This is a genomic window from Micrococcus sp. 63XJN7_8_ISO-PGPR-S23-253, from assembly GCF_056173425.1.
This window is the reverse complement of record NZ_CM149673.1, coordinates 1957168-1982324: the sequence shown is the minus strand read 5'-3', so window position 1 is coordinate 1982324 and position 25157 is coordinate 1957168. Positions and strand designations below refer to the sequence as shown.

Annotated in this window: 24 protein-coding genes and 1 tRNA gene; 14 read left to right on the top strand and 11 right to left on the bottom strand. The window is 72.3% G+C overall.

Annotated elements, in window-relative coordinates:
- Positions 1–5 precede the first annotated feature (5 nt).
- The 3 genes from AC0VX4_RS09110 to AC0VX4_RS09100 form a co-directional block, all read right to left on the bottom strand.
- A tRNA-Arg gene (locus AC0VX4_RS09110) sits at positions 6–79 on the bottom strand.
- A 38-nt stretch (positions 80–117) separates the two neighbouring features.
- Positions 118–768, bottom strand: coding sequence for a hypothetical protein (locus AC0VX4_RS09105; protein ID WP_475464292.1), 651 nt, complete (start codon positions 766–768; stop codon positions 118–120).
- A 190-nt stretch (positions 769–958) separates the two neighbouring features.
- A complete protein-coding gene (locus tag AC0VX4_RS09100) occupies positions 959–2146 on the bottom strand; it encodes an acyltransferase family protein (RefSeq protein ID WP_216879685.1) in 1188 nt (395 codons plus the stop codon).
- 257 nt (positions 2147–2403) lie between these two features.
- Here AC0VX4_RS09100 and pcrA point away from each other — a divergent pair, with 257 nt between their 5' ends.
- From pcrA to sucD, 3 genes are all read left to right on the top strand, one after another.
- A complete protein-coding gene (gene pcrA / locus AC0VX4_RS09095; RefSeq protein ID WP_475464291.1) occupies positions 2404–4965 on the top strand; it encodes a DNA helicase PcrA in 2562 nt (853 codons plus the stop codon).
- Positions 4966–5150: 185 nt separating this feature from the next.
- The gene (gene sucC, locus AC0VX4_RS09090) at positions 5151–6320 is read left to right on the top strand and encodes an ADP-forming succinate--CoA ligase subunit beta (RefSeq protein WP_222958917.1); all 1170 of its coding nucleotides are present in this window, start codon (positions 5151–5153) and stop codon (positions 6318–6320) included.
- A gap of 27 nt (positions 6321–6347) precedes the next feature.
- Positions 6348–7268, top strand: a complete 921-nt coding sequence (sucD, locus tag AC0VX4_RS09085; protein WP_136940708.1) for a succinate--CoA ligase subunit alpha — start codon at positions 6348–6350, stop codon at positions 7266–7268.
- A 118-nt stretch (positions 7269–7386) separates the two neighbouring features.
- Here the strand turns inward: sucD and AC0VX4_RS09080 are convergent, their stop codons facing one another.
- Genes AC0VX4_RS09080 through AC0VX4_RS09070 form a run of 3 tightly spaced genes read right to left on the bottom strand, consistent with a single transcriptional unit; the run spans position 7387 to position 9390 of the window.
- Positions 7387–8022 carry a response regulator transcription factor gene (locus AC0VX4_RS09080; protein ID WP_050773786.1) on the bottom strand — a complete coding sequence of 212 codons (636 nt, stop codon included), beginning with the start codon at positions 8020–8022 and terminating at the stop codon, positions 7387–7389.
- On the bottom strand, positions 7992–9101 hold the full coding sequence (locus AC0VX4_RS09075) for a sensor histidine kinase (RefSeq protein ID WP_002853771.1): 1110 nt from the start codon (positions 9099–9101) through the stop codon (positions 7992–7994). Before AC0VX4_RS09075 ends, AC0VX4_RS09080 begins: the two co-directional genes overlap by 31 nt.
- A gap of 40 nt (positions 9102–9141) precedes the next feature.
- Complete coding sequence (locus AC0VX4_RS09070) at positions 9142–9390, bottom strand: hypothetical protein (RefSeq protein ID WP_002853770.1); 249 nt, start codon at positions 9388–9390, stop codon at positions 9142–9144.
- Between the two features lie 213 nt (positions 9391–9603).
- Between AC0VX4_RS09070 and AC0VX4_RS09065 the strand changes: the two genes are divergently transcribed.
- Positions 9604–10533, top strand: coding sequence for an ABC transporter ATP-binding protein (locus AC0VX4_RS09065; protein WP_475464290.1), 930 nt, complete (start codon positions 9604–9606; stop codon positions 10531–10533).
- A gap of 46 nt (positions 10534–10579) precedes the next feature.
- On the top strand, positions 10580–11287 hold the full coding sequence (locus AC0VX4_RS09060; protein ID WP_101962399.1) for an ABC transporter permease: 708 nt from the start codon (positions 10580–10582) through the stop codon (positions 11285–11287).
- Positions 11288–11466: 179 nt separating this feature from the next.
- On the opposite strand, the gene AC0VX4_RS09055 is transcribed toward AC0VX4_RS09060, so the two are convergent.
- A complete protein-coding gene (locus AC0VX4_RS09055; protein WP_475464289.1) occupies positions 11467–12597 on the bottom strand; it encodes a VIT1/CCC1 transporter family protein in 1131 nt (376 codons plus the stop codon).
- 105 nt (positions 12598–12702) lie between these two features.
- Here AC0VX4_RS09055 and AC0VX4_RS09050 point away from each other — a divergent pair, with 105 nt between their 5' ends.
- Together AC0VX4_RS09050 and AC0VX4_RS09045 are read left to right on the top strand one after the other, a co-directional pair.
- Complete coding sequence (locus tag AC0VX4_RS09050; RefSeq protein ID WP_036317007.1) at positions 12703–13122, top strand: YidH family protein; 420 nt, start codon at positions 12703–12705, stop codon at positions 13120–13122.
- Positions 13123–13126: 4 nt separating this feature from the next.
- Positions 13127–13450: a DUF202 domain-containing protein gene (locus AC0VX4_RS09045; RefSeq protein WP_036317009.1), complete on the top strand. Its 324-nt coding sequence runs from the start codon at positions 13127–13129 to the stop codon at positions 13448–13450.
- A gap of 73 nt (positions 13451–13523) precedes the next feature.
- Here AC0VX4_RS09045 and AC0VX4_RS09040 read toward each other — a convergent pair whose 3' ends face one another.
- Together AC0VX4_RS09040 and AC0VX4_RS09035 are read right to left on the bottom strand one after the other, a co-directional pair.
- The gene (locus AC0VX4_RS09040) at positions 13524–14717 is read right to left on the bottom strand and encodes an alcohol dehydrogenase catalytic domain-containing protein (RefSeq protein WP_475464288.1); all 1194 of its coding nucleotides are present in this window, start codon (positions 14715–14717) and stop codon (positions 13524–13526) included.
- A 210-nt stretch (positions 14718–14927) separates the two neighbouring features.
- Positions 14928–16424 (bottom strand): sodium:solute symporter family protein, encoded by a 1497-nt coding sequence (locus tag AC0VX4_RS09035; protein ID WP_475464287.1) that lies wholly within the window; start codon positions 16422–16424, stop codon positions 14928–14930.
- A 186-nt stretch (positions 16425–16610) separates the two neighbouring features.
- On the opposite strand from AC0VX4_RS09035, the gene AC0VX4_RS09030 reads away from it, so the two are divergent.
- From AC0VX4_RS09030 to AC0VX4_RS09015, 4 genes are all read left to right on the top strand, one after another.
- The gene (locus AC0VX4_RS09030) at positions 16611–17180 is read left to right on the top strand and encodes an XRE family transcriptional regulator (RefSeq protein WP_363738870.1); all 570 of its coding nucleotides are present in this window, start codon (positions 16611–16613) and stop codon (positions 17178–17180) included.
- A 78-nt stretch (positions 17181–17258) separates the two neighbouring features.
- The gene (gene speB, locus AC0VX4_RS09025; RefSeq protein WP_475464286.1) at positions 17259–18275 is read left to right on the top strand and encodes an agmatinase; all 1017 of its coding nucleotides are present in this window, start codon (positions 17259–17261) and stop codon (positions 18273–18275) included.
- Complete coding sequence (locus AC0VX4_RS09020) at positions 18272–19990, top strand: thiamine pyrophosphate-binding protein (protein ID WP_144824723.1); 1719 nt, start codon at positions 18272–18274, stop codon at positions 19988–19990. Before speB ends, AC0VX4_RS09020 begins: the two co-directional genes overlap by 4 nt.
- 258 nt (positions 19991–20248) lie before the next feature.
- The gene (locus AC0VX4_RS09015) at positions 20249–21298 is read left to right on the top strand and encodes an intradiol ring-cleavage dioxygenase (RefSeq protein ID WP_475464285.1); all 1050 of its coding nucleotides are present in this window, start codon (positions 20249–20251) and stop codon (positions 21296–21298) included.
- 23 nt (positions 21299–21321) lie between these two features.
- Here AC0VX4_RS09015 and AC0VX4_RS09010 read toward each other — a convergent pair whose 3' ends face one another.
- Together AC0VX4_RS09010 and AC0VX4_RS09005 are read right to left on the bottom strand one after the other, a co-directional pair.
- A complete protein-coding gene (locus AC0VX4_RS09010; protein ID WP_144824721.1) occupies positions 21322–21846 on the bottom strand; it encodes a pyridoxamine 5'-phosphate oxidase family protein in 525 nt (174 codons plus the stop codon).
- Positions 21847–21913: 67 nt separating this feature from the next.
- Positions 21914–22819, bottom strand: coding sequence for an inositol monophosphatase family protein (locus AC0VX4_RS09005; RefSeq protein ID WP_475464284.1), 906 nt, complete (start codon positions 22817–22819; stop codon positions 21914–21916).
- Positions 22820–22900: 81 nt separating this feature from the next.
- Here AC0VX4_RS09005 and AC0VX4_RS09000 point away from each other — a divergent pair, with 81 nt between their 5' ends.
- The 3 genes from AC0VX4_RS09000 to AC0VX4_RS08990 are packed head-to-tail and all read left to right on the top strand — an operon-like array spanning position 22901 to position 25038.
- The gene (locus AC0VX4_RS09000) at positions 22901–23347 is read left to right on the top strand and encodes a DUF6508 domain-containing protein (protein WP_144824719.1); all 447 of its coding nucleotides are present in this window, start codon (positions 22901–22903) and stop codon (positions 23345–23347) included.
- A 27-nt stretch (positions 23348–23374) separates the two neighbouring features.
- Positions 23375–24595, top strand: a complete 1221-nt coding sequence (locus AC0VX4_RS08995; protein ID WP_206480426.1) for an App1 family protein — start codon at positions 23375–23377, stop codon at positions 24593–24595.
- Positions 24592–25038 (top strand): acyl-CoA thioesterase, encoded by a 447-nt coding sequence (locus tag AC0VX4_RS08990; protein ID WP_002853740.1) that lies wholly within the window; start codon positions 24592–24594, stop codon positions 25036–25038. Before AC0VX4_RS08995 ends, AC0VX4_RS08990 begins: the two co-directional genes overlap by 4 nt.
- Positions 25039–25157 lie beyond the last annotated feature (119 nt).

The following is a 25157-nucleotide window of genomic DNA, read 5'->3' as shown; positions in this document are numbered from 1 at the left end:
CCGGGTGCCCCAGGCCGGAATCGAACCGACGGCCTACCCTTTAGGAGAGGGTCGCTCTATCCAACTGAGCTACTGGGGCGTGGACCGCGCGTCGGTCCGGTGAGCGAGTCTAGCCCCTCAGGCCCCCCGCGCGGCGGGACCACGACGACGGCGCCGCCCGGCCCACAGCATCACGGCCACCGCCAGCGCGAGCAGCGCGAGCAGGACCCAGCGGGTCAGCGTCAGGGCGGTGGCCAGGCCGGCGCCCGGGCCGCCGGCGGCGATGGCCTGCTCGATCGCGATGTTCTCGCAGATGTCCACGACCGCGAACAGCACGCCCAGCCCGAAGACGACCCACTTGGCGCCGGCGGGACGCAGGCGCCACGCGCCGACCGCGGTGACCGTCAGCGCCACGGCGATCGGGAAGATCACGCCGGCCGTCTTGTGCACCCAGTTCAGCTGGCCGCGGGCGTCCTCGTCCATGACCGCGGAGAGCGCGCGGATGTGGTCCTGCCCGTAGAACAGCAGGGAGTCCGGCATCGCCAGGCCGCCGCTGAGCTGGGTCATCTGCTGCAGCACCAGCAGATGGAGGTACGCGCCCACGAGCAGGGTGGTCACGATCAGCGCGCTGACCGGGATCGCCGGGCTGCCCTCGCGCTCAGCGGCCGTGGAGAGGTCCTCACGGACGTTGACGTCCCGCAGCGTGGGACGGGAGCGCGGGGACTCGGCGACCGGACGCGCGGCGGGCCGCGACGGGCGCGGACGGGACTTGCGGGACTTCTGGGACACGGGGCACCTCCGCGGTCCATCCTCCCAGACCGGCCGAGCCGGTCCGGCCCCGCGCCGCCCAGCGCGTCCAGCCCAGCTCACTTTCGAACGTGAAATCGGGGTCATGGGGACTTTCGAACGCGAGACAGGCCCCACATCACGTTCAAAAGTGCGAGTGTGGCGGGTGTGGCGGGGTCGAGTCGGGGGCGGCTCAGTCCGCGTGGCGGGGCCGCGGGCGGGGGACTCGGACCCGGACGGGTGCGTCAGCCGCCGGCTCGGTGGCCGGGGCCGGCCCCGCGGTGGGCTGCGGCTCGGGCGCCGGCTCGACGACCGACAGGGGTGCCGTCGTCGGGGCGGGCTCGGCGGTCCGGGCCGGCACGGTGTCCGCCGCCTCCGGGGCCGAGGCCCGGGTGCGTGGCCGCGCCCGGACGCGTCCCGCCGTCGGGAATTCGAAGAGCCAGCGCACCCGTCGGTAGCCGAGCGCGAGGGCGAGCGGCACGAGGAACGTGAACGACGCGATGGCCACGTAGAAGTCGACCGGGCGGACCGCGGCGAGGTCGCGGAAGGCCGCCACCGCCAGGATCAGCACCGGCATGTGGGCGACGTAGAGGACCATCGAGCGGCGGCCGCAGAACTCGAGGAACGGCAGACGGGGCAGGCGCGGGCCGAGCCACAGCACCACGAGGATCCCCGGCAGCGCGGCGAACACGGACCAGGGCTGGCGCTCCGCCACCACCAGCGCGCCGGCGCGCGTGGCCGTCACGGTGAGCACCATGAGGATCACCGCGATCACGCCCAGGGCGGCAGGCGCCGTGCGGATCCGGGGGAGCAGTCGCGCGGAGGCGGCACCGAGGAAGAAGTACACGCCCCAGTACAGAGGGCGCACCCAGTGGCGGGGGCCGCTGACGAACTCGAGGAGCAGGACGAACAGGACGACGGCGACCACCAGCGCCGGGACGCGACGGATCACCGGGCCGATGAGGTAGCAGAGCATGAGCACCCACAGGAACCACAGGTGCCACGCGCCGCCGCGCCAGAACTCGATGGACAGCAGGGATCCGGGCCTGCCCGTGGCCAGCGCCAGGACGACCATCCAGACGAGGAACGGCCACAGGATCCGCTCCGCTTTGCCGCGGTAGTACGTGCCCAGCGGCTTGGACACCGAGCGGGGCAGCAGGACGCCGGACAGGAACATGAGCATCGGCATCCGCCACGACTGGAACACCTGCGCCACGTTCGCGAACGCCACGGAGCTGAAGGCCGCGTCGAGTCCCTGCGGCATCGTGTAGGTGTGGGTGAACATCACCAGCAGCACGGCGAATCCTCGCATCGCGTCCATCCAGGTCATCCGGCTGGGGGTGGACCCGTGGGACACGGGCGGGGTCGGCGTGGTGGACATGGCGGCTCCGGGGTGGCGTGGCGGGGCGGGGGAAGGGGGCTCCGCCGCCACATCGCGCGGAACGCCCAGAAGACCATAGCGGGCCGGTCGATTCCCGCCGGTTTTCGAACGTGAAATGGGGGCCATGGGGACTTTCGAACGCGAGACAGGCCCCACATCACGTTCGAAAGTGCGGGCGGGGTGGGGTAGGGCGGGTCGGGGGAGACGACGGCGGCGCCCGCTGTCGCGTCCGGGGCCGCGCCTAGACTGGATCCGCCATGGCTGACCTCTTCTCCGCGCTCGGACGCACGCCCCTGAACCTCGACCGGACCCGCCGCCCGGCGGACCCGGAGACCGCCCTGCCCGGGCTCGTGCCCCCGGCCGTCACGCGCGTGGCCGCGGACCCCGAGGCCTGGGGCGAGGACGCCCGGCCGGCCGCGCCGGCGCACACTCCCGAGTCGCTCGTGGCGGGGCTCAACCCGCAGCAGGCAGCCGCGGTGACCCACACGGGGGCGCCCCTGCTGATCGTGGCGGGCGCCGGCTCGGGCAAGACCCGGGTGCTGACCCACCGCATCGCGTGGCTGCTCGCCACCGGACGGGCGCGGCCGCACGAGATCCTCGCCATCACCTTCACGAACAAGGCCGCCGCGGAGATGCGCGAGCGTGTGGCCGGGCTGATCGGTCCCACCGCCCAGCGGATGTGGATCTCCACGTTCCACTCCTCCGCCGTGCGGCTGCTGCGCAACGAGGCCGCCAACATCGGGCTGAAGTCCACGTTCACCATCTATGACTCGGCGGACAGCCTGCGCCTGGTCACCACCGTCGCCAAGCAGCACGAGCTGGACCCGAAGCGCTTCGCGCCCAAGGCCCTGCTGAACCGCATCAGCTCCCTGAAGAACGAGCTCGTGGAGGCGGACGACTACGCCGCCACCGTGGCCGAGGGGGACCCGTGGGGCCGCGCCGTCGCCGCCGTCTACCGGGACTACACGGCCCGCCTGCGCCAGGCCAACGCCCTGGACTTCGACGACCTGATCGGCATGACGGTCCACATGTTCGAGGCGTTCCCGCGCGTGCTGGACAACTACCGCCGCCGGTTCCGCCACGTCCTCGTGGACGAGTACCAGGACACCAACCACGCCCAGTACCGCCTGATCCGGCTCCTCGCCGGCCCGGCGGGCGACCCCGAGGGCGTGGAGAGCCCCGGCGGCGAGCTGACCGTCGTCGGCGACTCGGACCAGTCCATCTACGCGTTCCGCGGCGCGGACATCCGCAACATCGTCGAGTTCGAGCAGGACTTCACGGACGCCGTCACCATCAAGCTCGAGCAGAACTACCGCTCCACGCAGACCATCCTGGACGCCGCCAACGCGGTGATCGAGCGCAACCCGGACCGCCGCCCCAAGCGCCTGTGGACGGCCGAGGGGGAGGGCCCGGCGATCGTCGGCTACGCCGCGGAGAACGAGTCCGCCGAGGCGGAGTGGATCGCCACCACCATCGACCGGCTGCAGGACGAGGACGGGATCCGCCCGGCCGACGTCGCCGTGTTCTACCGGACCAACGCGCAGTCCCGTGCGCTCGAGGAGCGGCTGGTGACGCGCGGCATCCCGTACCGCGTCATCGGCGGCACGCGCTTCTACGACCGCAAGGAGATCAAGGACGCGCTCGCCTACCTGCGGGTGATCGTCAACCCCGACGACGACGTCAACGTGCGCCGCATCCTCAACGAGCCCAAGCGGGGCATCGGGGACCGGGCCGAGGGCGCCGTCGCCGCGTGGGCCGAGCGCAACCGCTCCACGTTCTCCGCGGCCCTGCGCGACGCCGAGAACGCCCCCGGCATGGCCGCCCGCTCGCTCAAGGCCGTCCGCGGCTTCGTGCAGATGATGGACGACCTCGGCCAGGTCGCCGAGTCCGCCGGCCCGGCCACCGTCCTGGAGGCCGTCCTCGAGCAGTCCGGCATGCTGGCCGCCCTCCGCGAGTCCGAGGACCTGCAGGACGAGTCCCGCGCGGACAACCTCGGCGAGCTCGTCGCCGTCGTCCGCTCCTTCGAGACGACGCACCCGGACGGCACCCTGTCCGACTTCCTCGAGCAGGTCGCTCTCGTGGCGGACGCAGACCAGCTGCCCACGGCCCCGGACGTGGAGGGCGAGGCGCTGGCGGAGCAGCAGGGCCAGGTCACGCTCATGACGCTGCACACCGCCAAGGGCCTCGAGTTCCCCGTGGTGTTCCTGACGGGCATGGAGCACGGGGTGTTCCCGCACGCCCGCTCGATGACGGACGAGAAGGAGCTCGCGGAGGAGCGTCGCCTCGCGTACGTGGGCCTGACGCGCGCCCGCCGTCGCCTGTTCCTGACGCGCGCCGAGGCACGCTCGCTGTGGGGCCAGCACCAGTTCAACCCGCCCAGCCAGTTCCTCGGGGAGATCCCGGAGGCGCTCATCGACTGGGAGCGGGAGGGCACCACGCGCTCGGCCGGCTCGTTGAGCCTGACCGGCGCCGGCACCTCGCGCTACGCGGGGCGGTTCGGGGGCGGGCGGCCCGCCTGGCGGTCCCGGGACGACGACGGCGCGCGGCCCCAGCGCCTCACCCGCGGGGACGAGCCGGCGGACCTCACGGTGCCCTCCGCCGTGGTGCGGGGGAAGGCGCCGAGCCGGGTGCAGCCGCAGAAGGAGATCGTGGCGCTCAGCCCGGGCGACCGCGTCTCCCACGCCACGTTCGGCGAGGGGCGCGTGGACGCCGTCGCGGGCGCCGGGGACAAGACCGTCGCGACCGTCACCTTCGACGCCACCGGGGCGCAGAAGCGGCTGCTGCTGCGCTACGCCCCGCTGACGAAGGTCGAGGGCTGACGGGACCGGCCCGCAGGCCCCCCCTCTCCCCCCGGGGCGTGGACTACAGTGAGCCGTGGAACGCCGCCGTCCGCCGCCCTGCTGTGCCCTTGTGCCCGGCCCGGCCACGGAGGGGGCGTCGACGTCGGCCGCGCCCGCGGGCGAGGCCGGCAGACCCTGTCTTCGACCAAGAAGGACACACCACCGTGGACCTGTATGAGTACCAGGCGCGCGATCTGTTCGAGGCGCACGGCGTCCCCGTGCTGGCCGGCATCGTTGCGCAGACCCCGGACGAGGCCAAGGCGGCCGCGGAGAAGATCGGCGGCGTCACCGTCGTCAAGGCGCAGGTGAAGGTCGGCGGCCGCGGCAAGGCCGGCGGCGTGAAGGTCGCCAAGACGGCCGACGAGGCCTACGAGCACGCCAAGGCCATCCTGGGGATGGACATCAAGGGCCACACCGTGCACCAGGTCATGATCGCCCAGGGCGCCGACATCGCCGAGGAGTACTACTTCTCCGTGCTGCTGGACCGCGCCAACCGCACCTACCTGGCCATGTGCTCGGTCGAGGGCGGCATGGAGATCGAGCAGCTCGCCGAGGAGCGCCCCGAGGCCCTCGCCAAGGTTCCCGTCTCCGCGCTGACCGGCATCGACGCCGAGACCGCCCAGAAGATCGTCGCCGAGGCGGGCTTCCCCGAGGAGCTGCGCGCCGACGTCGCCGAGGTCATCCAGAAGCTCTGGGAGGTCTTCGAGAAGGAGGACGCCACCCTCGTCGAGGTGAACCCGCTGGTGAAGACCGGCGACGGCACGATCCTCGCCCTGGACGGCAAGGTCTCCCTCGACGACAACGCGCAGTTCCGCCATGAGGACCACGCCGCCCTCGTCGACGAGCGCACCGAGGACCCGCTGGAGGCCAAGGCCAAGGCCAACGACCTCAACTACGTGAAGCTGGACGGCCAGGTCGGCGTGATCGGCAACGGCGCCGGCCTCGTGATGTCCACCCTCGACGTCGTCGCGTACGCCGGCGAGCAGCACGGCGGCGTGAAGCCGGCCAACTTCCTGGACATCGGCGGCGGCGCCAACGCCGAGGTCATGGCCAACGGCCTCGACGTCATCCTGGGCGACGAGCAGGTCAAGTCCGTGTTCGTGAACGTCTTCGGCGGCATCACCGCGTGCGACCAGGTCGCGAACGGCATCGTCAAGGCCCTCGAGATCCTGGGTGACACCGCCACCAAGCCGCTGGTCGTGCGCCTGGACGGCAACGCCGTGGAGGAGGGCCGCCGCATCCTGCAGGAGGCGAACCACCCGCTCGTCACCCTGGCCGCCACCATGGACGAGGGCGCCGACAAGGCCGCCGAGCTCGCCCACTCCGCGAACTGACCGTTCGGAAAGACTGAGGAAACAGCTATGTCGATCTACCTGAACAAGGACTCCAAGGTCATCGTCCAGGGCATCACCGGCGGTGAGGGCACCAAGCACACCCGCCTCATGCTCAAGGCCGGCACGAACATCGTGGGCGGCGTGAACGCCCGCAAGGCCGGCACCACCGTGTCCCACGAGGACAAGGACGGCAACGCCGTCGAGCTGCCCGTCTTCGGCACCGTCAAGGAGGCCATGGAGAAGACCGGTGCGGACGTGTCCGTGGCCTTCGTGCCGCCGGCCTTCGCCAAGGACGCCGCCATCGAGGCCATCGAGGCCGAGATCCCGCTGCTCGTGGTCATCACCGAGGGCATCCCGGTGCAGGACTCCGCCGAGTTCTTCGCCCTGTCCCAGTCGAAGACCGGCGAGGACGGCAAGCCGAAGACCCGCATCATCGGCCCGAACTGCCCCGGCATCATCACCCCGGGCGAGGCCCTGGCGGGCATCACCCCGGCCACCATCACTGGCACCGGCCCCATCGGCCTCGTGTCCAAGTCCGGCACGCTGACCTACCAGATGATGTACGAGCTGCGTGACTTCGGCTTCTCCACCGCCATCGGCATCGGCGGCGACCCGGTCATCGGCACCACCCACATCGACGCCCTCGAGGCGTTCGAGGCCGACCCGGACACCCAGGCCATCGTGATGATCGGCGAGATCGGCGGCGACGCCGAGGAGCGTGCGGCCGAGTTCATCAAGGCCAATGTCACCAAGCCGGTCGTCGGCTACGTGGCCGGCTTCACCGCGCCGGAGGGCAAGACCATGGGCCACGCCGGCGCCATCGTCTCCGGCTCCGCGGGCACCGCGCAGGCCAAGAAGGAGGCCCTCGAGGCCGCGGGCGTGAAGGTCGGCAAGACCCCGTCCGAGACCGCCCAGCTGATGCGGGAGATCCTGCAGGCCCAGGCCTGATCCCGACCCTCGGCCGCCGGGCCTGACGGCACGGCGACCACAGCGAACGGCCCCTCACCCGCCAGGGTGAGGGGCCGTCGTCGTGGTGAGGTCCTGTGAGGTGACGGGAGACGCGGAGTCAGAGCCACTCGTGGCGGCGGGCGAACCGCGCCGCGTCATGGCGCGTGGACGTCTGGGTCTTCTGCATGGCACTGGAGAGGTAGTTGCGGACCGTGCCCTCCGCGAGGTGCAGCTGCTGCGCGATCCTGGCCACGGAGTACCCCTCGCCCGTGGCACGCAGGGCGTCGAGCTCCCGGTCGGTGAGGGGACAGTCGTCCGAGATCGCCCGGGCCGTGGTGTCCGGATCGATCCATCGCTGCCCGCTGTTCACCCTGCGGATCACATCGGCGATCTCCTCCGGCTCCGCAGACTTGGTGACGAACCCGGTGACGCCGGCCTTCAGCGCCCGTCGGAGCACCCCGGGACGGGCGTGGCGGGTGAGCATCACCACCGGGAGGTCGGGGTGGGTCTCGCGGAGCGTCGCGACGGCTGCGACGCCGTCCAGACCGGGCATCTCCATGTCCGTCACCAGCATGTCGGGATCGATGCGGCGCACCGCCTCGACCGCCTCATTGCCGTCGGCGGCCACCTCCTCGACGCGGATGCCACCCTCCATCTCCAGCAGAGTGGCCAGTGCTGTGCGCAGGAGCTTCTCGTCGTCCGCCAGGACGATCCTGATGTCATTCACACCGACTCCTCCTCGTCCGCTTCCCATCGTGCCCCGAGGGTGAACCGTCCGTCCCCACAGGAGACGTCCAGGCGGCCTCCGACCCCCGCGAGGCGGGACCGGAGATTCTCCAGCCCTCCCCTGTGGTCTTCGGCGGGGACAGCCAGCACACCGTCATTGGACATCACCACGTGCCCGGGGGCAAGGCTGATGTCGACCCGACGGGCGTCGGAGTGGCGCAGGATGTTGGTGGTCCCCTCCCGGATCACGACGCCGGCCACATGCTCGAACTCTTCGGTGCGCGGGCCGCCGTCGTCGTCGGTGGTGACGGTGATGCCTGCGGCCTTGAGCAGTGAGACGGAGTTCGCGAGCTCTCCGCGCAGGGTCAGAGTGTGGCCGTCCTGTGCCAGCGCCTTGGTCTCGGCCATGGTCTGGCGCAGGGTCTGCTGAGCCTCGTCGAGTTCCCGCCGTGCAGCCTCGGTGTCCGTGGACAGCAGTCGCTGGGCGACGGCGATCTTGAGCTTCACCACATGCAGTGCGTGGCCCTGGATGTCGTGGAGGTCCTGGGAGAAGCGCAGCCGCTCGGCATCGACAGAGGCTGCCCGTTCCTGCTCCGCGCGCTGGTCCTGGAGACGCATGAGGTCGAAGGAGGCCCGGGAGTCGGGGATGGTCACGCACGCGGCTCCCGTCAGCAGGGCGCCCATGCCGACATAGACCCACAGTGCCTGGGGGTCTGTGACGACCACGAGAACGCCGACGGCTGCTCCGACGGTCAGCGTCAGCAGGGTCATGACGGCCCGGGTGCGTCGACTCCACATGACCTCGAGCGCACCGGCGAGGGCGAACGCCAGGGCGCCGAGGGGAGTCAGCTCCCAGAGGGCGCTGAGCGCCCAGGTGAGAGTGCCCAGGGCGAGCACTGCCCAACGCGTCGGAGCAGCCACCTCCCGGTGCCACTGGGACAGCAGCCAGAGGCCGGCGATGAGGCCGGGTGCCAGGACGAGAGGGGGCCACGGCTCCACAGCGGACGTCAGGAGGGCGACGATGGCGGCAACACCGAAGACTGCGAGCAGGACGAAGCTCGTCCTGCTGCGCAGCCTTCGCGTCTCCGACGTGTGCTCGGAGGTCATGGGCACTCCATGTTCAGTCAGCGCGTGGATCGGGTGCCCCTCAGGAGGTCACCTGCGTCTCTCGCTCGACGGCCTTGTGGCTGGCCGAGAACCCCACAGCGGTCGCGACGACGGCGACCACCATGCCGACGATCAGCCAGGTGGCGTCGGCGGTTCCGCGCGCGGGGACCCAGGAGGTGATCTCAGAGGGCAGGATCTCGGGGATGGGCAGGTAGTGCAGCGTCAACATGACGCCGAACGCGGTGGCACAGAGGAACAGGATGAATGCGATGGTCCGGATGGTCTTCATGGGAGCCTCCCGTGTCCGTTGTCGATGGTCTTCTTGTCTTCGTCGGCTCCGATCGGCGGGGTGGCCGACTCGATCGGAACGACGTCCACTCTTCCGACCTGCCTGCTCTTCTGCCAGTGACGCAGCGTCATGCCTGCGCACCAACTCTGTCATGCCGGGCGGTGACGTGACCTCACTGCCGGGCAGGGAGTGCCCGTTGGTTGTGTGGGGGTCATGCAGAACACCACGCTTCGAACCACACCCGCCGCCCCCACTGCCGACGGCGTCCGTTCAGAGACGGTCGTCGAGATGAAGGACCTTCGCGTCGACTACGGAGATTTCACCGCCGTCGACGGGATCGATCTCGAGATCCGACGTGGGGAGTTCTTCGGCCTGCTCGGCACCAACGGTGCCGGGAAGACCACCACCATCGAGGTCATGGAGGGTCACCGGGTCCCAACCGCCGGCTCCGTGCGGGTCCTCCAGCAGGACCCGAGCGACCGTACCCTGCGTCGTCGGGTGGGGATCATGCTCCAGGAGAGCGGGTTCGCCCCGGACCTGACCGTGCGCGAGACCCTCGCGCTGATCGGTCGTCTGACGCGGCGGGACGACGACGTCGACCGTGTCCTGGACCTCGTGGACCTCCGCCGGCGTCGGGACACCCGGACCGGGCAGCTCTCTGGCGGCGAGAAGCGCCGCCTCGACTTCGCCACGGCGATCTTCGGCTCACCGGAGCTGATCTTCCTTGACGAGCCCACCACGGGGTTGGACATCGAGGCACGCGACGCACTCTGGCACGTCGTGGACCGGCTGCGTGACGAGGGCGCGACGATCCTGCTCACCACGCACTACCTCGAGGAGGCCCAGGAGCGGGCCGACCGCATCGCGCTCATGCACAGCGGCCGCATCCATCGGCAGGGGACAGTCGCCGAGCTCACCTCGGCCTTCCCCTCGACCATCAGCTTCCGGCTGAGTGGTGAGCCCACCGTCCCGTTCGAGGACGCGACGATCGCACCCGGCGGCGCGGTCACCATCCCCACCACGAACCTCCAGGAGGACCTGTACCGCCTCCTGGTGTGGTCCCGCTCCCGCGATGTGGAGCTCGAGGGCCTGAACGTCGGAGCCGAGGGGCTCGAATCCCTCTTCCGCGCCCTTAACGCCTGATCACACGTCCTCACGACCGACTCGACCACCACAAGAGGAGCCCGCAATGTTCGCCATCGCCCGCAGCGAGATGACACAGCTCGTCCGCAACCGCCTCGTCGCAGCCTCGTCGTTGTTCATCCCCCTCGCCTTCAGCGCGGTCCTGATCTTCAACCGCGAGAACTTCGGGGGCACCCCGGTGACGGCCGCTCTGATCCTGGTCACCGTGACCGCCATGGGCATCTACATCACGGCGACGACCACCCTGGCCTCCCGCCGCCAGAACCTGTTCCTCAAGCGGCTGCGCTCCACGTCGGCGAAGGACGCCTCCATCTTGAGCGGTCTCGTGCTGCCGATTGCGCTGGTGAACCTGGTGCAGGCCGGGGTCATCGTCGCGATCCTGTCGGTCGTCGGCACCCCTCCGGTGGGGGTCGTGGCCGTCGTGGCCGCCGTCGTCGTCCTGGAGTTGATGTTCGTGGGCGCGGCCATCGCGACGGCGGGTCTCACCAACTCCCCGGACCACGCGCAGGTGACCACGCTGCCCCTGTTCGTCGTCGCCCTCGGCGCCTCCATGTGGGTCGGTCTGACCGGCACGGAGGAGCTTGCCGGAGTCAAACGCCTGCTCCCCGGCGGTGCGGTGACCGAGCTGATCATCGAGGGATGGAGCGGCATGGCCCTCCACGAGGCCGTCAGCCTGCTGCTGCCGAGCCTCGCCTTCGTCGTGGCGGCGTTCGCCATGGCAAAGAGCACCTTCCGGTGGGAACCGCGCACCTGAGGCCCGCATGGTCACCACCTTCCGCTCCTCATGACACAGAGCAGAGCGACACTGCGACAGCGGGCCGGCCCACCGCTGTCGGTGCACTCATCGGGGCTCTGGAGGAACTGAGCCGCCGAGAGGACGGAGAGGACCGGACCCTCTTCTCCTGGCCGGGGCGCCAGACCGCCCTCCCCGCGTCAGCCCACGTTCGCGCCGAAGAGCAGGCCGAGCACGTACGTCACGGCGGCGGCGCCGTAGCCGATCGCGAGCTGGCGCAGGGCCCGGGCCAGCGGTGAGGAGCCGGACAGCAGCCCGACCACACCGCCGGTGAAGAGCAGGGCCGCGCCCACCATCGCCGCCGCCAGGCCCAGGGCCCACAGCCCGGACATGCCGAAGATGTACGGCAGGATCGGGATGAGCGCGCCGGAGGCGAAGAACGCGAAGCTGGACAGGGAGGCGCTCCACGCCGAGCCGATCTCCGCGAAGGAGTCCGAGTGGTCCACGGGCCCCTGGGAGCCGTCGGGGCGGGCGGAGAACTGCGGGTTGCAGTCGCACGAGAGATAGCCGAGGCGCTCGAGTGCCCGGTGCTCGGCGTCCTCGGGCGTCATGCCGCGGGCCAGGTAGACGAGCGTGAGCTCGTTGTGGTCCAGGTCCAGGTGCTGGGCCGCCTCGAGGGTGATCTGGGTGGGGGAGGAGGCCTCGAGCAGCTCCCGCTGGGAGCGCACCGAGACGTACTCGCCGGCCGCCATGGACAGCGCGCCCGCGAGCAGTCCGGCCACGCCGGTGAACAGCACCACGGACGGCGCCACGCCCGTCGCGCCGATGCCCATCACGAGCGCCAGGTTGGAGACCAGCCCGTCGTTCATGCCGAAGACGGCGGCGCGGAAGTTGCCGGCCAGCTGTTCGCGACCCCGGGCGGCGAGGCCCCGCACGACCTCCTCGTGGATGGCCTCGTCCGCCACCATGCCCTCGGGGGCGTCCTGGTCCTCCGCGTAGGGAGTGTCCGACTCGGCGCGCTGGGCCAGGGCCAGCACGAACACGGAGCCGAAGATCCGTGCGAGCCAGCGCAGCAGGACGCGACGGAAGGAGGGGCGTGGGGGGTTCTCGGCGTGCTTGCCCAGGAGAATCCGCCAGTGCTGCTCATGGCGGCGCTCGGCCTCGGCGAGGCCGAGCAGGATGTCGCGCTCCACACCGTCCTTGCGGGCGGCGATGTCGCGGTAGATCTGGCCCTCGGCGATCTCGTCGGCGAGGTAGCGGCGCCAGCGTCGGACCTGCTCGCGGGTCGGCTCGGGGCGTGCTGCAGGAGTGGCGGTGTGGGCGGGGCTCATGGGGCTCCATCGGATGGTCGGGCGGGGACGGGCGCCGCCGCCGCGGACCACGGCGGCCGGGCGCGCGCCCGACCCGCCAGTCTACGCCGTCGCTACCATGGCCGCATGGACGCAGCAGAGACCCCCGACGGCCCCGAGGCCGCCGCCCACGACGGCGGCCGGCCGGCCTGGCAGCACCGCCTCCTGGCGGGCGGGGTGGAGCCGGACCCCCGGTTCACGCTCGCCAATGAGCGCACGTTCCTGGCCTGGGTCCGGACGGCGCTGGCGCTGCTGGCCGGCGGGGTCGCGGTGGAGGCGTTCACCGGCGCCCTCTTCGCGCCGCCGGTCCGGGTGGTGCTGAGCACGGTGCTGCTCGTCCTGGCGGCGCTGCTCGCCCTGGGCGCGGGTGTGCGCTGGCTCCGGGTAGAGCGGGCGATGCGCCGCGGCCGTCCGCTGCCGCTGCCGCTGATCGTCCCGGTCCTGGCGGGGGGCGTCGTGCTGGCCGTCGTGGTGCTGATGCTCGCCGTCGTCCTGCCGCGGGGCTGAGGCGATGCGTCTGCATCACGACCCGGGGCTGCAGCCCGAGCGCACCGTGATGAGCTGGGGCCGCACGGTTCTGGCGCTGGGCGTCCTCAGCCTCACGTTCCTGAGGTGGTGGCCGGCCGTCGGCGCGTGGGCGTTCGGGCCTGCGGTGGTGGCGGCCGTCGGCGGGGCGGCGGTGCTGGCCACGCAGCGCCGGCGTTACGTGGCGCAGGCGGACGGGATCGCGCGGGAGCAGGCCCGGCCGGCCCTGGCGTCGGTGGCCTGCATGGTCGCGCTGGTGGTAGGCCTGGCGGCCCTCGGGATCACCGCCACGCTGCTGCACGCGGCATGATCCGCAGGCACGACGGCGCCCTCACCTGCGCGGGCAGGTGAGGGGCGCCGTCGTGCCTCCGGGGGCGGACCGCTCAGCGGGCGATCATGCCGTGGGGGTCGATGACGAACTTCTCCAGGGACCCCTGGTCGAACTCCGCATAGGCCTGGGGTGCCTCGTCCAGGGTGATCACGCGCGGGTTGACCATCTCCGTCAGGTACGGCATCCGGTCCCACAGGATCGACATCATCAGCTGGCGGTTGTAGCGCATGATGGGCGCCTGGCCGCCGATGATGTGGGGCGACTTGATCCAGGCCTTGCCGAAGTCCACCGGGAAGGTGCCCTCCTGCTCGGCCTTCGTCTCCGCGATCGGGTCCGGCCCGTAGATGCCGATGATGCCCGTGGCACCGCCCGGACGGGTGATGTCCAGGACCTGGTTCACGGCGGCGATCGGCTGCATCTCATCGGACTCGGAGCCCAGGCCGTGGGCCTCGGAGCCGACGTAGTCCACCGCGCAGTCCACCATCGGCTCGCCGAGGATGTCGTTCACGGCGTCCTGCAGGTTCTCCGTGACGGAGAGGTCGATGGTCTCGCAGCCGTGCTTGCGCACCAGCTCCAGACGCGAGGCGTCCTGGTCGCCCACGATGATGCACGAGGCGCCCAGCAGTCGAGCGGCGGCCGCGGCGCACCGGCCCACGGGGCCGGCGCCGGCGATGTAGACGGTGGAGCCGGGCTTGGCGCCGGCCGCCATGAGACCGTGGAACGCCGTGGGGAGGATGTCCGAGAGCACGGCCAGGTCCAGGATCTTCTCCATCGCCTGCTCCTGGTCCGGGAAGCGCAGCAGCTGGAAGTCGGCGTACGGCACGAACAGGTACTCGGCCTGTCCGCCCTGGAAGTCGCCCAGATTGAAGCCGTAGGCGGCGCACGCCTGCTCCGGGTTGGCGGTCTCACAGATCTCAGTGTGGCCGGCGCGACAGTTGCGGCAGCGGCCGCAGGCCACGTTGAACGGCACGGAGACGAGGTCGCCCTCCTTCAGGAACTGGACGTCGCTGCCGACCTCCAGCACCTGGCCGGTCATCTCGTGACCCAGCACCATGCCCTCGGGCACGGGGAAGGAGCCGCGGTAGATGTGCAGGTCGCTGCCGCAGATGTTGGTGGCGACGATCTTGAGGATGACGCCGTGCGGGGCGGCGGAGCCGTTGGGCATCTCCAGCTTGGGGAAGTCCAGCTCGTCGACGCGCACGTCCTTGATGCCGTGGAATGCCACGGCGCGGTTCTTGGTGGTCATGAAACTGTTGCCTTTCTGTCTCCAGCGAGGCCCCGGCGGGGCGAGAGACGGGGCGAACCCGAGTGGGAGTCCCGGTCCCGGGCTGTTATGCACACACTAGGGTCGGGGGGAGCCCGGGGGAAGGGTCGCCCGCCACCGCACCGCCTGGCCTCGCCCATCGTGCGGGCGTCGGAGGAACGCAGGCCCCGGGCTCATCGGCCAGCGGCATTCTCAGACCGCTGCGTCGACGCCGTGGCGGGAGCGCACCCGCCAGGCCTCGAGGACCGCGGGGTCCGTGGGCCGGGTCATCAGGCTGAGGAGGACGTACACGACGGCGGAGGCCGCCAGGCCGACGTAGATCGGCTCGTTCGCGAAGACGCCCTCGAAGGGCTCGGCCGCGTTCAGCTCGAGCCAGCCCATGGTGCCGAGGGTGCCCACCGTCCCGACCACCATGGACCACAGGGCCGCCGTGCCGGTGCCGCGCTGCCACACGAGGCCGCCGACGATCGCGACGAACAGGCCGCCCACGAGGATGTCGTACGCGATGGTCAGGGCCGCCACCACGTCCGGGACGACGATCGCCAGCCCCAGCACGACGGCGCCGAGCAGCAGCACCCAGCCGCGGTTCGAGGCGAGCTCCGCCGCGGTCTCCGGAGCCTCGTCCTCGGCGGTGGCGCCGTCCTCGGAGGCGGTGGCCTCGCCGCGGAGGATGGGGAGGATGTCCGTGCGCATCACGGTCGAGGCCGCGATGATCGCCCCCGAGGCGGTGGACATCATGGCCGCGACGGCGGCCGCCAGGGCCACGCCACCGATGCCGACGGGCAGCAGGTTCTGGGCGACCCACGCGAACACGTCGTCCGTGGTGGCGATGTCCGCGGTCACCGTGCGGGCGGCCATCCCGATCACGGCGCCGGCGACGCCGTAGGCGATGCAGTACAGCCCCGCGGTGGCGCCGCCGATCTGGGCCACGCGCGGGGAGCGGGCCGTGAAGACGCGCTGCCAGACGTCCTGGCCGATCAGCAGGCCGAGGGTGTAGACCACGAAGTAGGTGACGATCGACTGCACGCCGATCCCGTCCCAGCTGAAGAACTCGGCGCCCAGGCGCTCCTGCATGGCGCTCCAGCCGCCGGCGTTGGCCAGGGAGAGGGGGAGCATGAGGGCGAACAGGCCGATGGTCATGATGAGGAACTGGGCCATGTCGGCCAGGGTGATGGACCACATGCCGCCGAGCACGGAGTAGGCCAGCACGATGCCGCCGCCCACCAGGACGGACAGCCAGCGGTCCCAGCCGAAGAGCACCACGAAGATCGACGCGTAGGCGCCCGTGGAGGTGGCGGCGAGCATGAGCGTGTAGGCGAGCATCACGAAGGAGGAGGCGTGGGAGGCCCCGCCGCGGCCGTACCGCAGGCGCAGCATCTGCGAGACGGTGTAGATCTTCAGACGGGCCAGGATCGGGGCGAACGCCACCGACAGGATGAGCACGCCGACGCCGATGGCGGCCACGAGCCACGCGCCGGAGAGTCCGAACTCGTACCCCAGGCCGACGCCGCCCACGGTGGCGGCGCCGCCGAGCACGACGGCGGCCATGGTGCCGGTGAACAGCATCGGCCCGAGACGGCGGCCCGCCACGAGGTAGTCCTCCGAGCTGGCGGCGCGGGTCTTGCCCCACCAGCCGAAGGCGAGCATGCCGACCAGGTAGACGGCGACGATGGTCAGGTTGAGGGTCACGGGCGGTCCTTGGGGCGAGAGGATCCAGGGCGCCGGGATGAGGGGGCGCCGCGGGCGGGACAGGAGCGATCGGCGTGTTGCCGATCACACGATCTGGGTCTACGGTAAACACATGTTGCTTATCAGACAACATGGCGTCCAGGGTGACCTCGGCGACGTCGCCTGGCCGACGTCGGGAGGAACGCGATGAAGGCCCTCCCGCTCGAGACCGCGCCGGGCCAGGCGCTGATCGGCCGCCGGTTGCGCGCGCTGCGCGAGGCGCGGCGGCTCACCGTGGCCCAGCTGGCAGAGGCTGCCGGCGTCAGCAAGGGCTTCCTCTCCCGCCTCGAGCGGGACCTGACAAGCCCGTCCGTGAGCACGCTCGTGACCCTGTGCCAGGTGCTCGGCGCGAGCCCGGGCGACGTCCTGGACGCGCCCGAGGTGACGGTCGTGCACCTCGCCGACGCCCCCGCGATCAGCCTCGGCGGCGAGGGCATCCGCGAGCGCCTCATCACCCCGCGCGGTCGTCGTGACCTGCAGATCCTGCGCGCGGACATCGCCCCGCACGGCCGCGGGGAGGCGGAGCTGTACACCGTGGACTGCCGCGTGGAGGCGGTGCACGTGGTCACCGGCCGCCTCGAGCTGCGGACCACCGAGGCCGTGCACCTGTTGGAGGAGGGGGACACCGTCACCCTCCCCGGCCGCGAGCCTCACTCGTGGGCCAATCCGGACGACCGCCCCGCCGTCGTGCTGTGGACCCTCGTGGGCCACGCGTGACCCCGGCGGCACGCCCGCTTCGGACAGACCAGACCAGACCGACAGACCGAATCGCACCGCTCAGAGAGGACATCCCAGATGCTCGAGATCCCCCGCGTCGAGGACAACGGCCGCCTCGGCCCCGTGAACTCCGCCCTCGTGCCCCGCTACGGCGGCGCTCCCACCTACGCGCTGCTGCCGCGCCTGGACGAGGCGGCCGCGGCCGGCGTCGTCCCGGAGATCAAGGTGGTCGGCGTGCCGTTCGACGCCGGCGTCTCCTACCGCCCCGGTGCACGCTTCGGGTCCGGCCACGTGCGGCAGTCCTCGCGGCTGCTGCGCCCGTACAACCCCGCCACGGACACCTCGCCCTTCGCGCAGGCCCAGGTGGTGGACGCCGGGGACATGGCGGTGAACCCGTTCCACATCGGTGAGGCCATCGAGGCGATCCAGCAGGACGCGATGGACCTCACCGAGGACGGCTCCTCGCTCATGACCATCGGCGGCGACCACACCATCGCGCTGCCGCTGCTGCGCGCCGCCTCCGCCCGGGCGGGTGAGCCCGTGGCCCTGCTGCACTTCGACGCCCACCTGGACACGTGGGACACCTACTTCGGCGCCGAGTACACCCACGGCACGCCGTTCCGCCGCGCCGTGGAGGAGGGGATCCTGGACACCGAGGCCATCTCGCATGTGGGCACGCGCGGTCCGCTCTACGGCAAGAAGGACCTCGACGACGACCATCGCATGGGCTTCGGCATCGTCACCTCCTCGGATGTGTTCCGTCAGGGCGTGGACGAGATCGTGGACCAGCTGCGCCAGCGCATCGGGGGCCGGCCGCTCTACATCTCGGTGGACATCGACGTCCTCGACCCCGCGCACGCGCCGGGCACCGGCACCCCTGAGGCCGGCGGCATCACGAGCCGCGAGCTGCTCGAGATCCTCCGCGGCCTGCGCGGGCTCGACATCGTGGGCGCGGACCTGGTGGAGGTGGCCCCGGCCTACGACCACGCCGAGCTGACCGGCGTCGCCGCCTCCCACGTGGCCTACGACCTCATCTCCCTGATGGCCGACCGCCGCGCCACCCGCGCGGCCGCCGGTGAGGAGCCGGCCCGATGACCGACGAGCAGACGACGACGGCGGCGACTCCGCGGCGCAACGGCGGCGACCTCGCCGTCGAGACGCTCCACGCCCTGGGCGCACGGACGGTCTTCGGCATCCCGGGCCAGCACGCCCTCGGCCTCTTCGACGCCCTGTCCCGCTCCCCGCTGGAGTTCGTCTCGAACCGCGTGGAGAACAACGCCGCCTTCGCCGCGGACGGATACGCCCGGGCCACCGGCGAGGTCGGCGTCCTGTTCCTGTCCACCGGCCCGGGCGCGCTCACCTCGCTGGCCGGCCTGCAGGAGGCGTACGCCACGGGCGTGCCGATGCTCGTGATCGCCTCGCAGATCCCGCTGTCCGGGCTCGGTGCCCGGCGCAAGGGCATGCTGCACCAGCTGGACGACCAGAAGGCCTCGGCCCGCAACGTCACCAAGGCCCAGTTCACGGTCCACCACGCCTCGGGCATCCCCTCCGCCATCCAGGACGCATGGGCCGAGGCCATCACCGTGCCGCAGGGGCCGGTGTGGGTCGAGATCCCGCAGGACGTGCTGCTCGGCGAGGTCATGGTGCCCCCGGTCGAGGACGCCCTGGCCGTGCCCTACGACCACCCGCCGCGCGCCGAGCTCGTGGCCGAGTCCGTGCGCTGGCTGCGCGGGGCGGGGCGGGTGGCGATCGTGGCCGGCGGCGGTGTGCGTCGCTCCGGCAGGGCCGCGATGGCGAGCCTGCGGGAGGTCGCGGAGCTGCTCCAGGCGCCCGTGGTCTGCTCGCCGGGCGGCAACACCGCCTTCCCGTGGGAGCACCCGCTCAGCCTCGGCGGCTGGGTGGAGGACCGCCTCGTCACGGACCTGCTCGAGGACGCGGAGGTGCTGCTCGTGGTGGGCTCCTCGCTCGGCGAGGTCACCTCGAACTACTTCACGCTCGAGCCGCGCGGCCGCCTCATCCAGGTGGACGCGGAGCCGCGTGTGCTGGAGACCAACCACCCCACGCTGGGTGTGCGTGCCGACGCCGGCCAGGCGCTCGAGGCCCTCGCCGCGGCGCTGCGCGAGTCGGGCTCGGTGGCGCGGGACGCCGCCGTCTGGCACGGCCGCACCCCGGCCGAGGTGGTCGCCGACGTCAACGCGCGCATCACCGCCCGGCTCGACGCCCAGGACCTCGGCGTGGAGCGCCGGCTCCTGGCGGACATCCGCGCCGCCGTCCCGTCGACCATGCAGACGTACTGGGACATGACCATCGCCGCCTACTGGGCGTGGAACTGCTGGGACGCGCAGGACGGCGAGTTCCACTCGGCGCAGGGCGCCGGGGGGCTCGGCTACGGGTTCCCGGCCGCGTTCGGCGGCGCGGTGGGCCTGGCCCACCAGGGCCGCACCGGGATCGACGGGCGCGTGCTCGCCGTCGCCGGCGACGGCTCGGCGATGTACTCCCTCGCCGAGCTCGCGGCCGCCAGGCAGCACGGTGCGGCGGTGACGTGGCTGATCATCGACGACGGCGGGTACGGCATCCTGCGCGAGTACATGGAGGGCGCGTTCGGCAAGGCCACGGCCACCGAGCTCGACCGGCCGGACTTCCAGGCCCTCGCCGCCTCCTTCGGCGTGCCCGCCGAGACGGTGGGAGTGGAGGACGTGCGCGGCGCGCTCGAGCGCGCGTTCCAGGCGGACGGTCCGAACGTCGTCGTGGTGCAGACCCGCCTGGCGATGTGGGCGCCGAGCCACCTGGGGGAGGCCCCGGAGGTCTGAGGCGGCCCGGCGCCGGAATCGCTGACTCGACCCTGAGAGTGTGCGCCACCTTTCCAGGTGCATGTTTCAGCAACGGAGCTGGACCGGCAGGTAGTTGAGGCGTCGACCGAGGCGCCGGCGGTCCCGCCCGTGTCAGAAACCGCCCAGGAGATGTCCTGGAACCATCCCGCCGATCTCACGAAAACGTCCGGCATCCGTTGCCATGCTGGCCTCTCGACGCGGTCCGCCACCCGGCGGGCGCCCCACGAGAGGAACTCCATGGCCCCCGGGCTCCCGACCCGCTCCCGCCGTCCCTTCCCCCAGGTCACCGAGGGAGACGAGGCCCCCGCCGTCACGCCCACCTTCGAGGGCCGGGCCTTCCATCGCCCGGCCGAGGACGTCGAGGACCAGGGCGCCGCCTTCGACGTCGGCACGCTCGTCTCCCGCCGCAACGCGCTGGGCATCTTCGGCGCGGGGGCGGGAGCCCTCGTCCTCGCCGCGTGCGGTGTCCAGGAGGGCGCCTCGTCCTCCTCCGGCTCGACGTCGGCGAGCGCCGGCTCCTCGTCACCCGCGGCCTCCTCGTCAGCGGCGAGCGCCTCGCCGTCCGCCACCCTGACCGAGATGGTCACCGAGACCGCAGGCCCGTACCCGGGCGACGGCTCCAACGGCCCGGACGTGCTCGACGCGTCCGGCATCGAACGCTCCGACCTGACCACGAGCATCGACACGGGCACCGTCGCCGAGGGCGTCCCGCTGACGGTGACGATGAACGTCATCGACATGGCCAACGGCGACGCCGCCATGACCGGCGCCGCCGTGTACCTCTGGCACGCCGACGCGCAGGGCCGCTACTCGATGTACTCGGACGGCATCACGGAGGAGACCTACCTGCGCGGCGTCCAGGTGGTGGGCGACGACGGCACGGTCACCTTCACCACGGTGTGGCCCGGCTGCTACGCCGGCCGGTGGCCCCACCTGCACTTCGAGGTGTTCCCGGACAAGGCGTCCATCACGGACGCGACGAACAACGTCCTCACCTCCCAGATCGCGATGCCCGAGGAGCAGTCCTCGCAGGTCTACGCCACCTCGGCCTACGACGGGTCGACGGCGAACTTCGCCCAGGTCAGCCTCGAGACGGACAACGTCTTCTCGGACGGCTACGAGACACAGCTGCCGCAGATCACGGGCTCCGTGGAGAAGGGCTTCGCCATCACCATCGACGTCCCGATCGACACCACCACCGAGCAGGAGCAGGGCGGGATGGGCGGGCCCGGCGGCGGGCAGCCCCCGGCGGGCGGCGAGGGCGGGCAGCCCCCGGCGCGTCCCTGAGCCTCCCCGGCCCGGTCACCGGGTCAGTCGGTCTGGGACGCGTTGCGCTCGGGGTGCGGGCCGAACACGAAGTGGCGGCCGGACACGCGCTGGACGTCCACGCGGACGTAGAAGTCCTTGAGCGTCGGCACCCACGGCTCGATGCCGAGGGACTCGGCCTCCGCGATCTCCGCCTCCGTGTCCAGGCGGCGCGCGGTGCCGTGCACGAGCACGGACCAGGCCTGGTCGGCCAGGATCCCATCGGCCTGCACCACGACGCGCGGGTTCACCGTGAGCTCGGCGAGCTTCGAGCCGGGCGCGGTGCGGAAGTAGACGGCGCCGTCGTGGGCCCGCACGTTCACCGGCACGATGTCCGGCCGCCCGTCCACGGCCAGCCCGAGGCGCGCGTGGCGCACGCGGCGCAGCAGGCGCCAGACCTGGTCCTCGTCCAGCACCAGGACGGCCTCACCGTCCGGGTGCTCGAACATCAGGTGGTCCCCGGGCTCCGCGACGGGGTCGGGGCGCTGCATCGACGGGGCGTCGGCGGTGTCGTGGTGCTGCGGGGTCATCGGGGCCTCCTGGCGTGCCGGGACGGGCGCCGTCGGGAGCGGCGCTGAGATCGGGCTCACACCCACTCTAGGCGCGGTCGGTCGCCCGCGAGGCGACGATGTCGCCCAGCACCGCCGCCGTCGTCGGTGCCTCGCGGCCCGGGGCGACGGCGAGCGCGAACGGGCACGTGTGGGCGCGCGGGCCGTCGTCGACGAGCCGGCCCGACGACGGCGCCGCCGGGTCCGGCGTGAGCCACCTGCCCCCGGCGCGGCGCAGGATCAGCTGCCCCGCCGCGACGTCCCAGGGCTTGGTGTCCACGTACAGCGCGGCGTCGGCCCAGCCCGCCGCCGTGTGGGCGAGCTCGAGAGCGCCGGAGACGGTGCGGCGCACGGTCGCGTGGGCGGTCACGAGCCGCCCGAAGCGGCGCAGTGCCTCCTCGCCCTCGCGCGCGATCGCCTCGCCCGCCGGGTAGGAGGTCACGAGGTTCTGGGCGCGCTCGCCGCCGGCCGGCGCCGACCGGGCGCCCTCGGCCAGCGGGCGCTCCGGCCCGTCGCCGCGGGTGAGGTAGGCGCCGTCCCCGTCGGCGGAGAACGCCAGCCGGCTCACGGGGTCCAGCACGACGCCGGCCACCACCTCGCCGTCGACCTCGGCGGCCAGGGACACCGAGAACATCGCGAAGCCGTGCGCGAAGTTGGAGGTGCCGTCGATGGGGTCGACGATCCAGGTCAGCCGGGCGGCCTCACCGGTGCCGGCCTGCGCCCCGAGCTCCTCGCCGAGCACGCCGGAGCCGGGGACCGCCGTCGTGAGCGCGCCGACGAGCCGGGCCTCGGTGTGTCGGTCGTGCACGGTGACGAGGTCGTGGTGCGTGGTCTTGGCCTCGGGCCCGGTGGCGGCGGGGGAGCGGAAGGCGGCGGCGAGGTCGCCGGCGACCGCGCGGGCGGCGTCGAGGGCGATCGCGCGCAGCTCGGCGGGGCGGGGCAGGGCGGGGCTCATGCCCCGAGCCTAGGCGGGGGCCCGGACACGCCAGCACGGACGCGAGACAATGGAGCCGACCCCCCGAGCAGAGGAGCCGCCATGACCGAGCACCCCCTCCCGACCCCCGGCGACGACGCCACCCTCACCGGCCCGCAGACCCCCACGCCCCAGCGCGTGGCCGCCGTGCGTGCGCTGCGCGAGCTGCTCGCCGCCGGCTACGGCACCGAGGCCCGGCCGATCGCCTCCTACGGCGCCCCCGCGCCCGGCACCCTCGGCGGCGTCTACCCGGGCTACGACGACCGCGTGTTCCCCGGCCTCGTGGCCGCGCAGGAGCTGGCGGGCATCGACGTCGACTACCTGCGGAACGTGGACCGGGTGAGCGAGGCGGGCATCGCCGAGGCGTCCCTGGCCGACCTCGGCACGCTGTTCACCTACCTGGTACGCGGCGAGCGGTTCGCGGACGGGCACGTGGCCTCCGCGATCGAGAACGGCAAGGTCGGCCGCATGCTGGACCGCCTGACCGCGCTGGTCCCCGAGATCCACTGAGAGCGCGCGGTGCGGAATACTGGGCGCATGCCCGCAGCCTCCGACGCCCCCACGCCCGCGCCCCGGCGCGGCCGCCTGGCCCCTCCCGGTGACCCCACTCCCGTGGAGAACGTCGCCACGCACCTGCAGGAGGGGTGGAACCGCTGGCACCGTGCCCGCGCGCTGCGTGCCGGCAACGTGCCGACGGTCATGGCGTTCACGGGCTACGGCAGCACCAGCTGGGTGCGGATCCTCTCCCGTGTGGTGATCGCCTCCGACGAGGAGTTCATGAACGGCCGTCGGCTGTCGAAGGTGGTGGCGGACGGCGTGCGCGGCTGGCGCAACTTCGTGGCCCCGCCCATGGCCTACGCCGAGGTGGAGGTGCAGGTGGGGGACCTGCGCACCACGGTGCGCACGGACCGGATGGGCGTCGTCGACGTCGTGCTGGACGTCGAGCTGGAGCCCGGCTGGCAGACCGCCACCCTCCACGTCGGCGGCCAGGAGGAGCGCGCCGTCATGGACCTGTACATCTGCGAGCCGGGCGCGCGGATCGGCCTGGTCTCGGACATCGACGACACCGTGGTGGTCACCTCGCTGCCCCGCCCCCTGCTGGCGGCCTGGAACTCGTTCGTGATCGACGAGCACGCCCGCACGCCCACCCCGGGGATCGCCGTGCTGCTGCGCCGGATCGCCGAGCTCGAGCCGAAGGCCCCCGTGCTGTACCTGTCCACGGGCGCGTGGAACGTGGCGCAGACCCTCACCCGCTTCCTGGGCCGCAACCTCTACCCGCTCGGCGCGCTGCTGCTGACCAGCTGGGGGCCCACGAAGGACCGCTGGTTCCGCTCCGGTCAGGAGCACAAGCGGGTCCAGCTCGAGCGCCTCGCCGAGCAGTTCCCGGACATCCAGTGGATCCTGGTGGGCGACGACGGCCAGCACGACCCCGAGATCTACGCCGAGTTCGCGCAGCGCCACCCCGACCGGGTCAAGGCGATCGTCATCCGGCAGCTGACCCCCTCGCAGGCGCTGCTCGCGGGCGGCCGGGCGGAGGACACCCGCCATTCCACCCCGGGCATCCCGTGGTGCTACGGCCCGGACGGGGCCACGCTGTCCAATCAGCTCGAAGACCTGGGCATCCTGCCCGTCGAGTTCGTGGACGTGCAGCCCGAGGCCTGGCGCGAGGACATCCTCGGCGACGACGAGGCGCCGGCGACCCTCGACGCCGCGGCGCAGCGCGACGGTCGGTCCGCGGACGAGGAGGCCGCCCGATGACCGCCTCGCGCTCCGTCGAGGTCCGCATCCCGCTGCGCTGGGCGGACATGGACGCCTACGGCCACGTGAACAACATCGCCGTGGTGCAGCTGCTGGAGGAGGCCCGCGTGGCGGCCTTCGGCGTGCCCGCGAACACCGGCGCCGGTGGCGGGCAGGCCCCGCCGATCGACCTGCTCGAGGGGGTGGCCCCCGGTGTGCGGACGTTCATCTCCGAGCACACCGTGAAGTACCGGGCCCAGATGCCCTACCGCCCCGTGCCACTGCGCGTGGTGGTGAGCGTGGACGCCGTGAAGGCCGCCTCGGTGCACGTGGGCTACGCCCTGCACGACGGCGTCGACGACACCCTCTGCGCCACCGCGACGTCCGTCATGGTGTTCGTCGACGGGCAGACGGGCCGCCCCGTGCGCATCAGCCCCGAGCAGCGGGCGGCCCTGGCCGGCTGAGGTGGGCCGAGGTGGGCTGCTGACCGCCTGGCAGCCGCCCAGCGACATCACCGCCGTGCAGCACGGCTGCGATGTCGCAGAGCGGAGGTCCGCCGCTCGGGCTCGCCGAGTCGGGACCG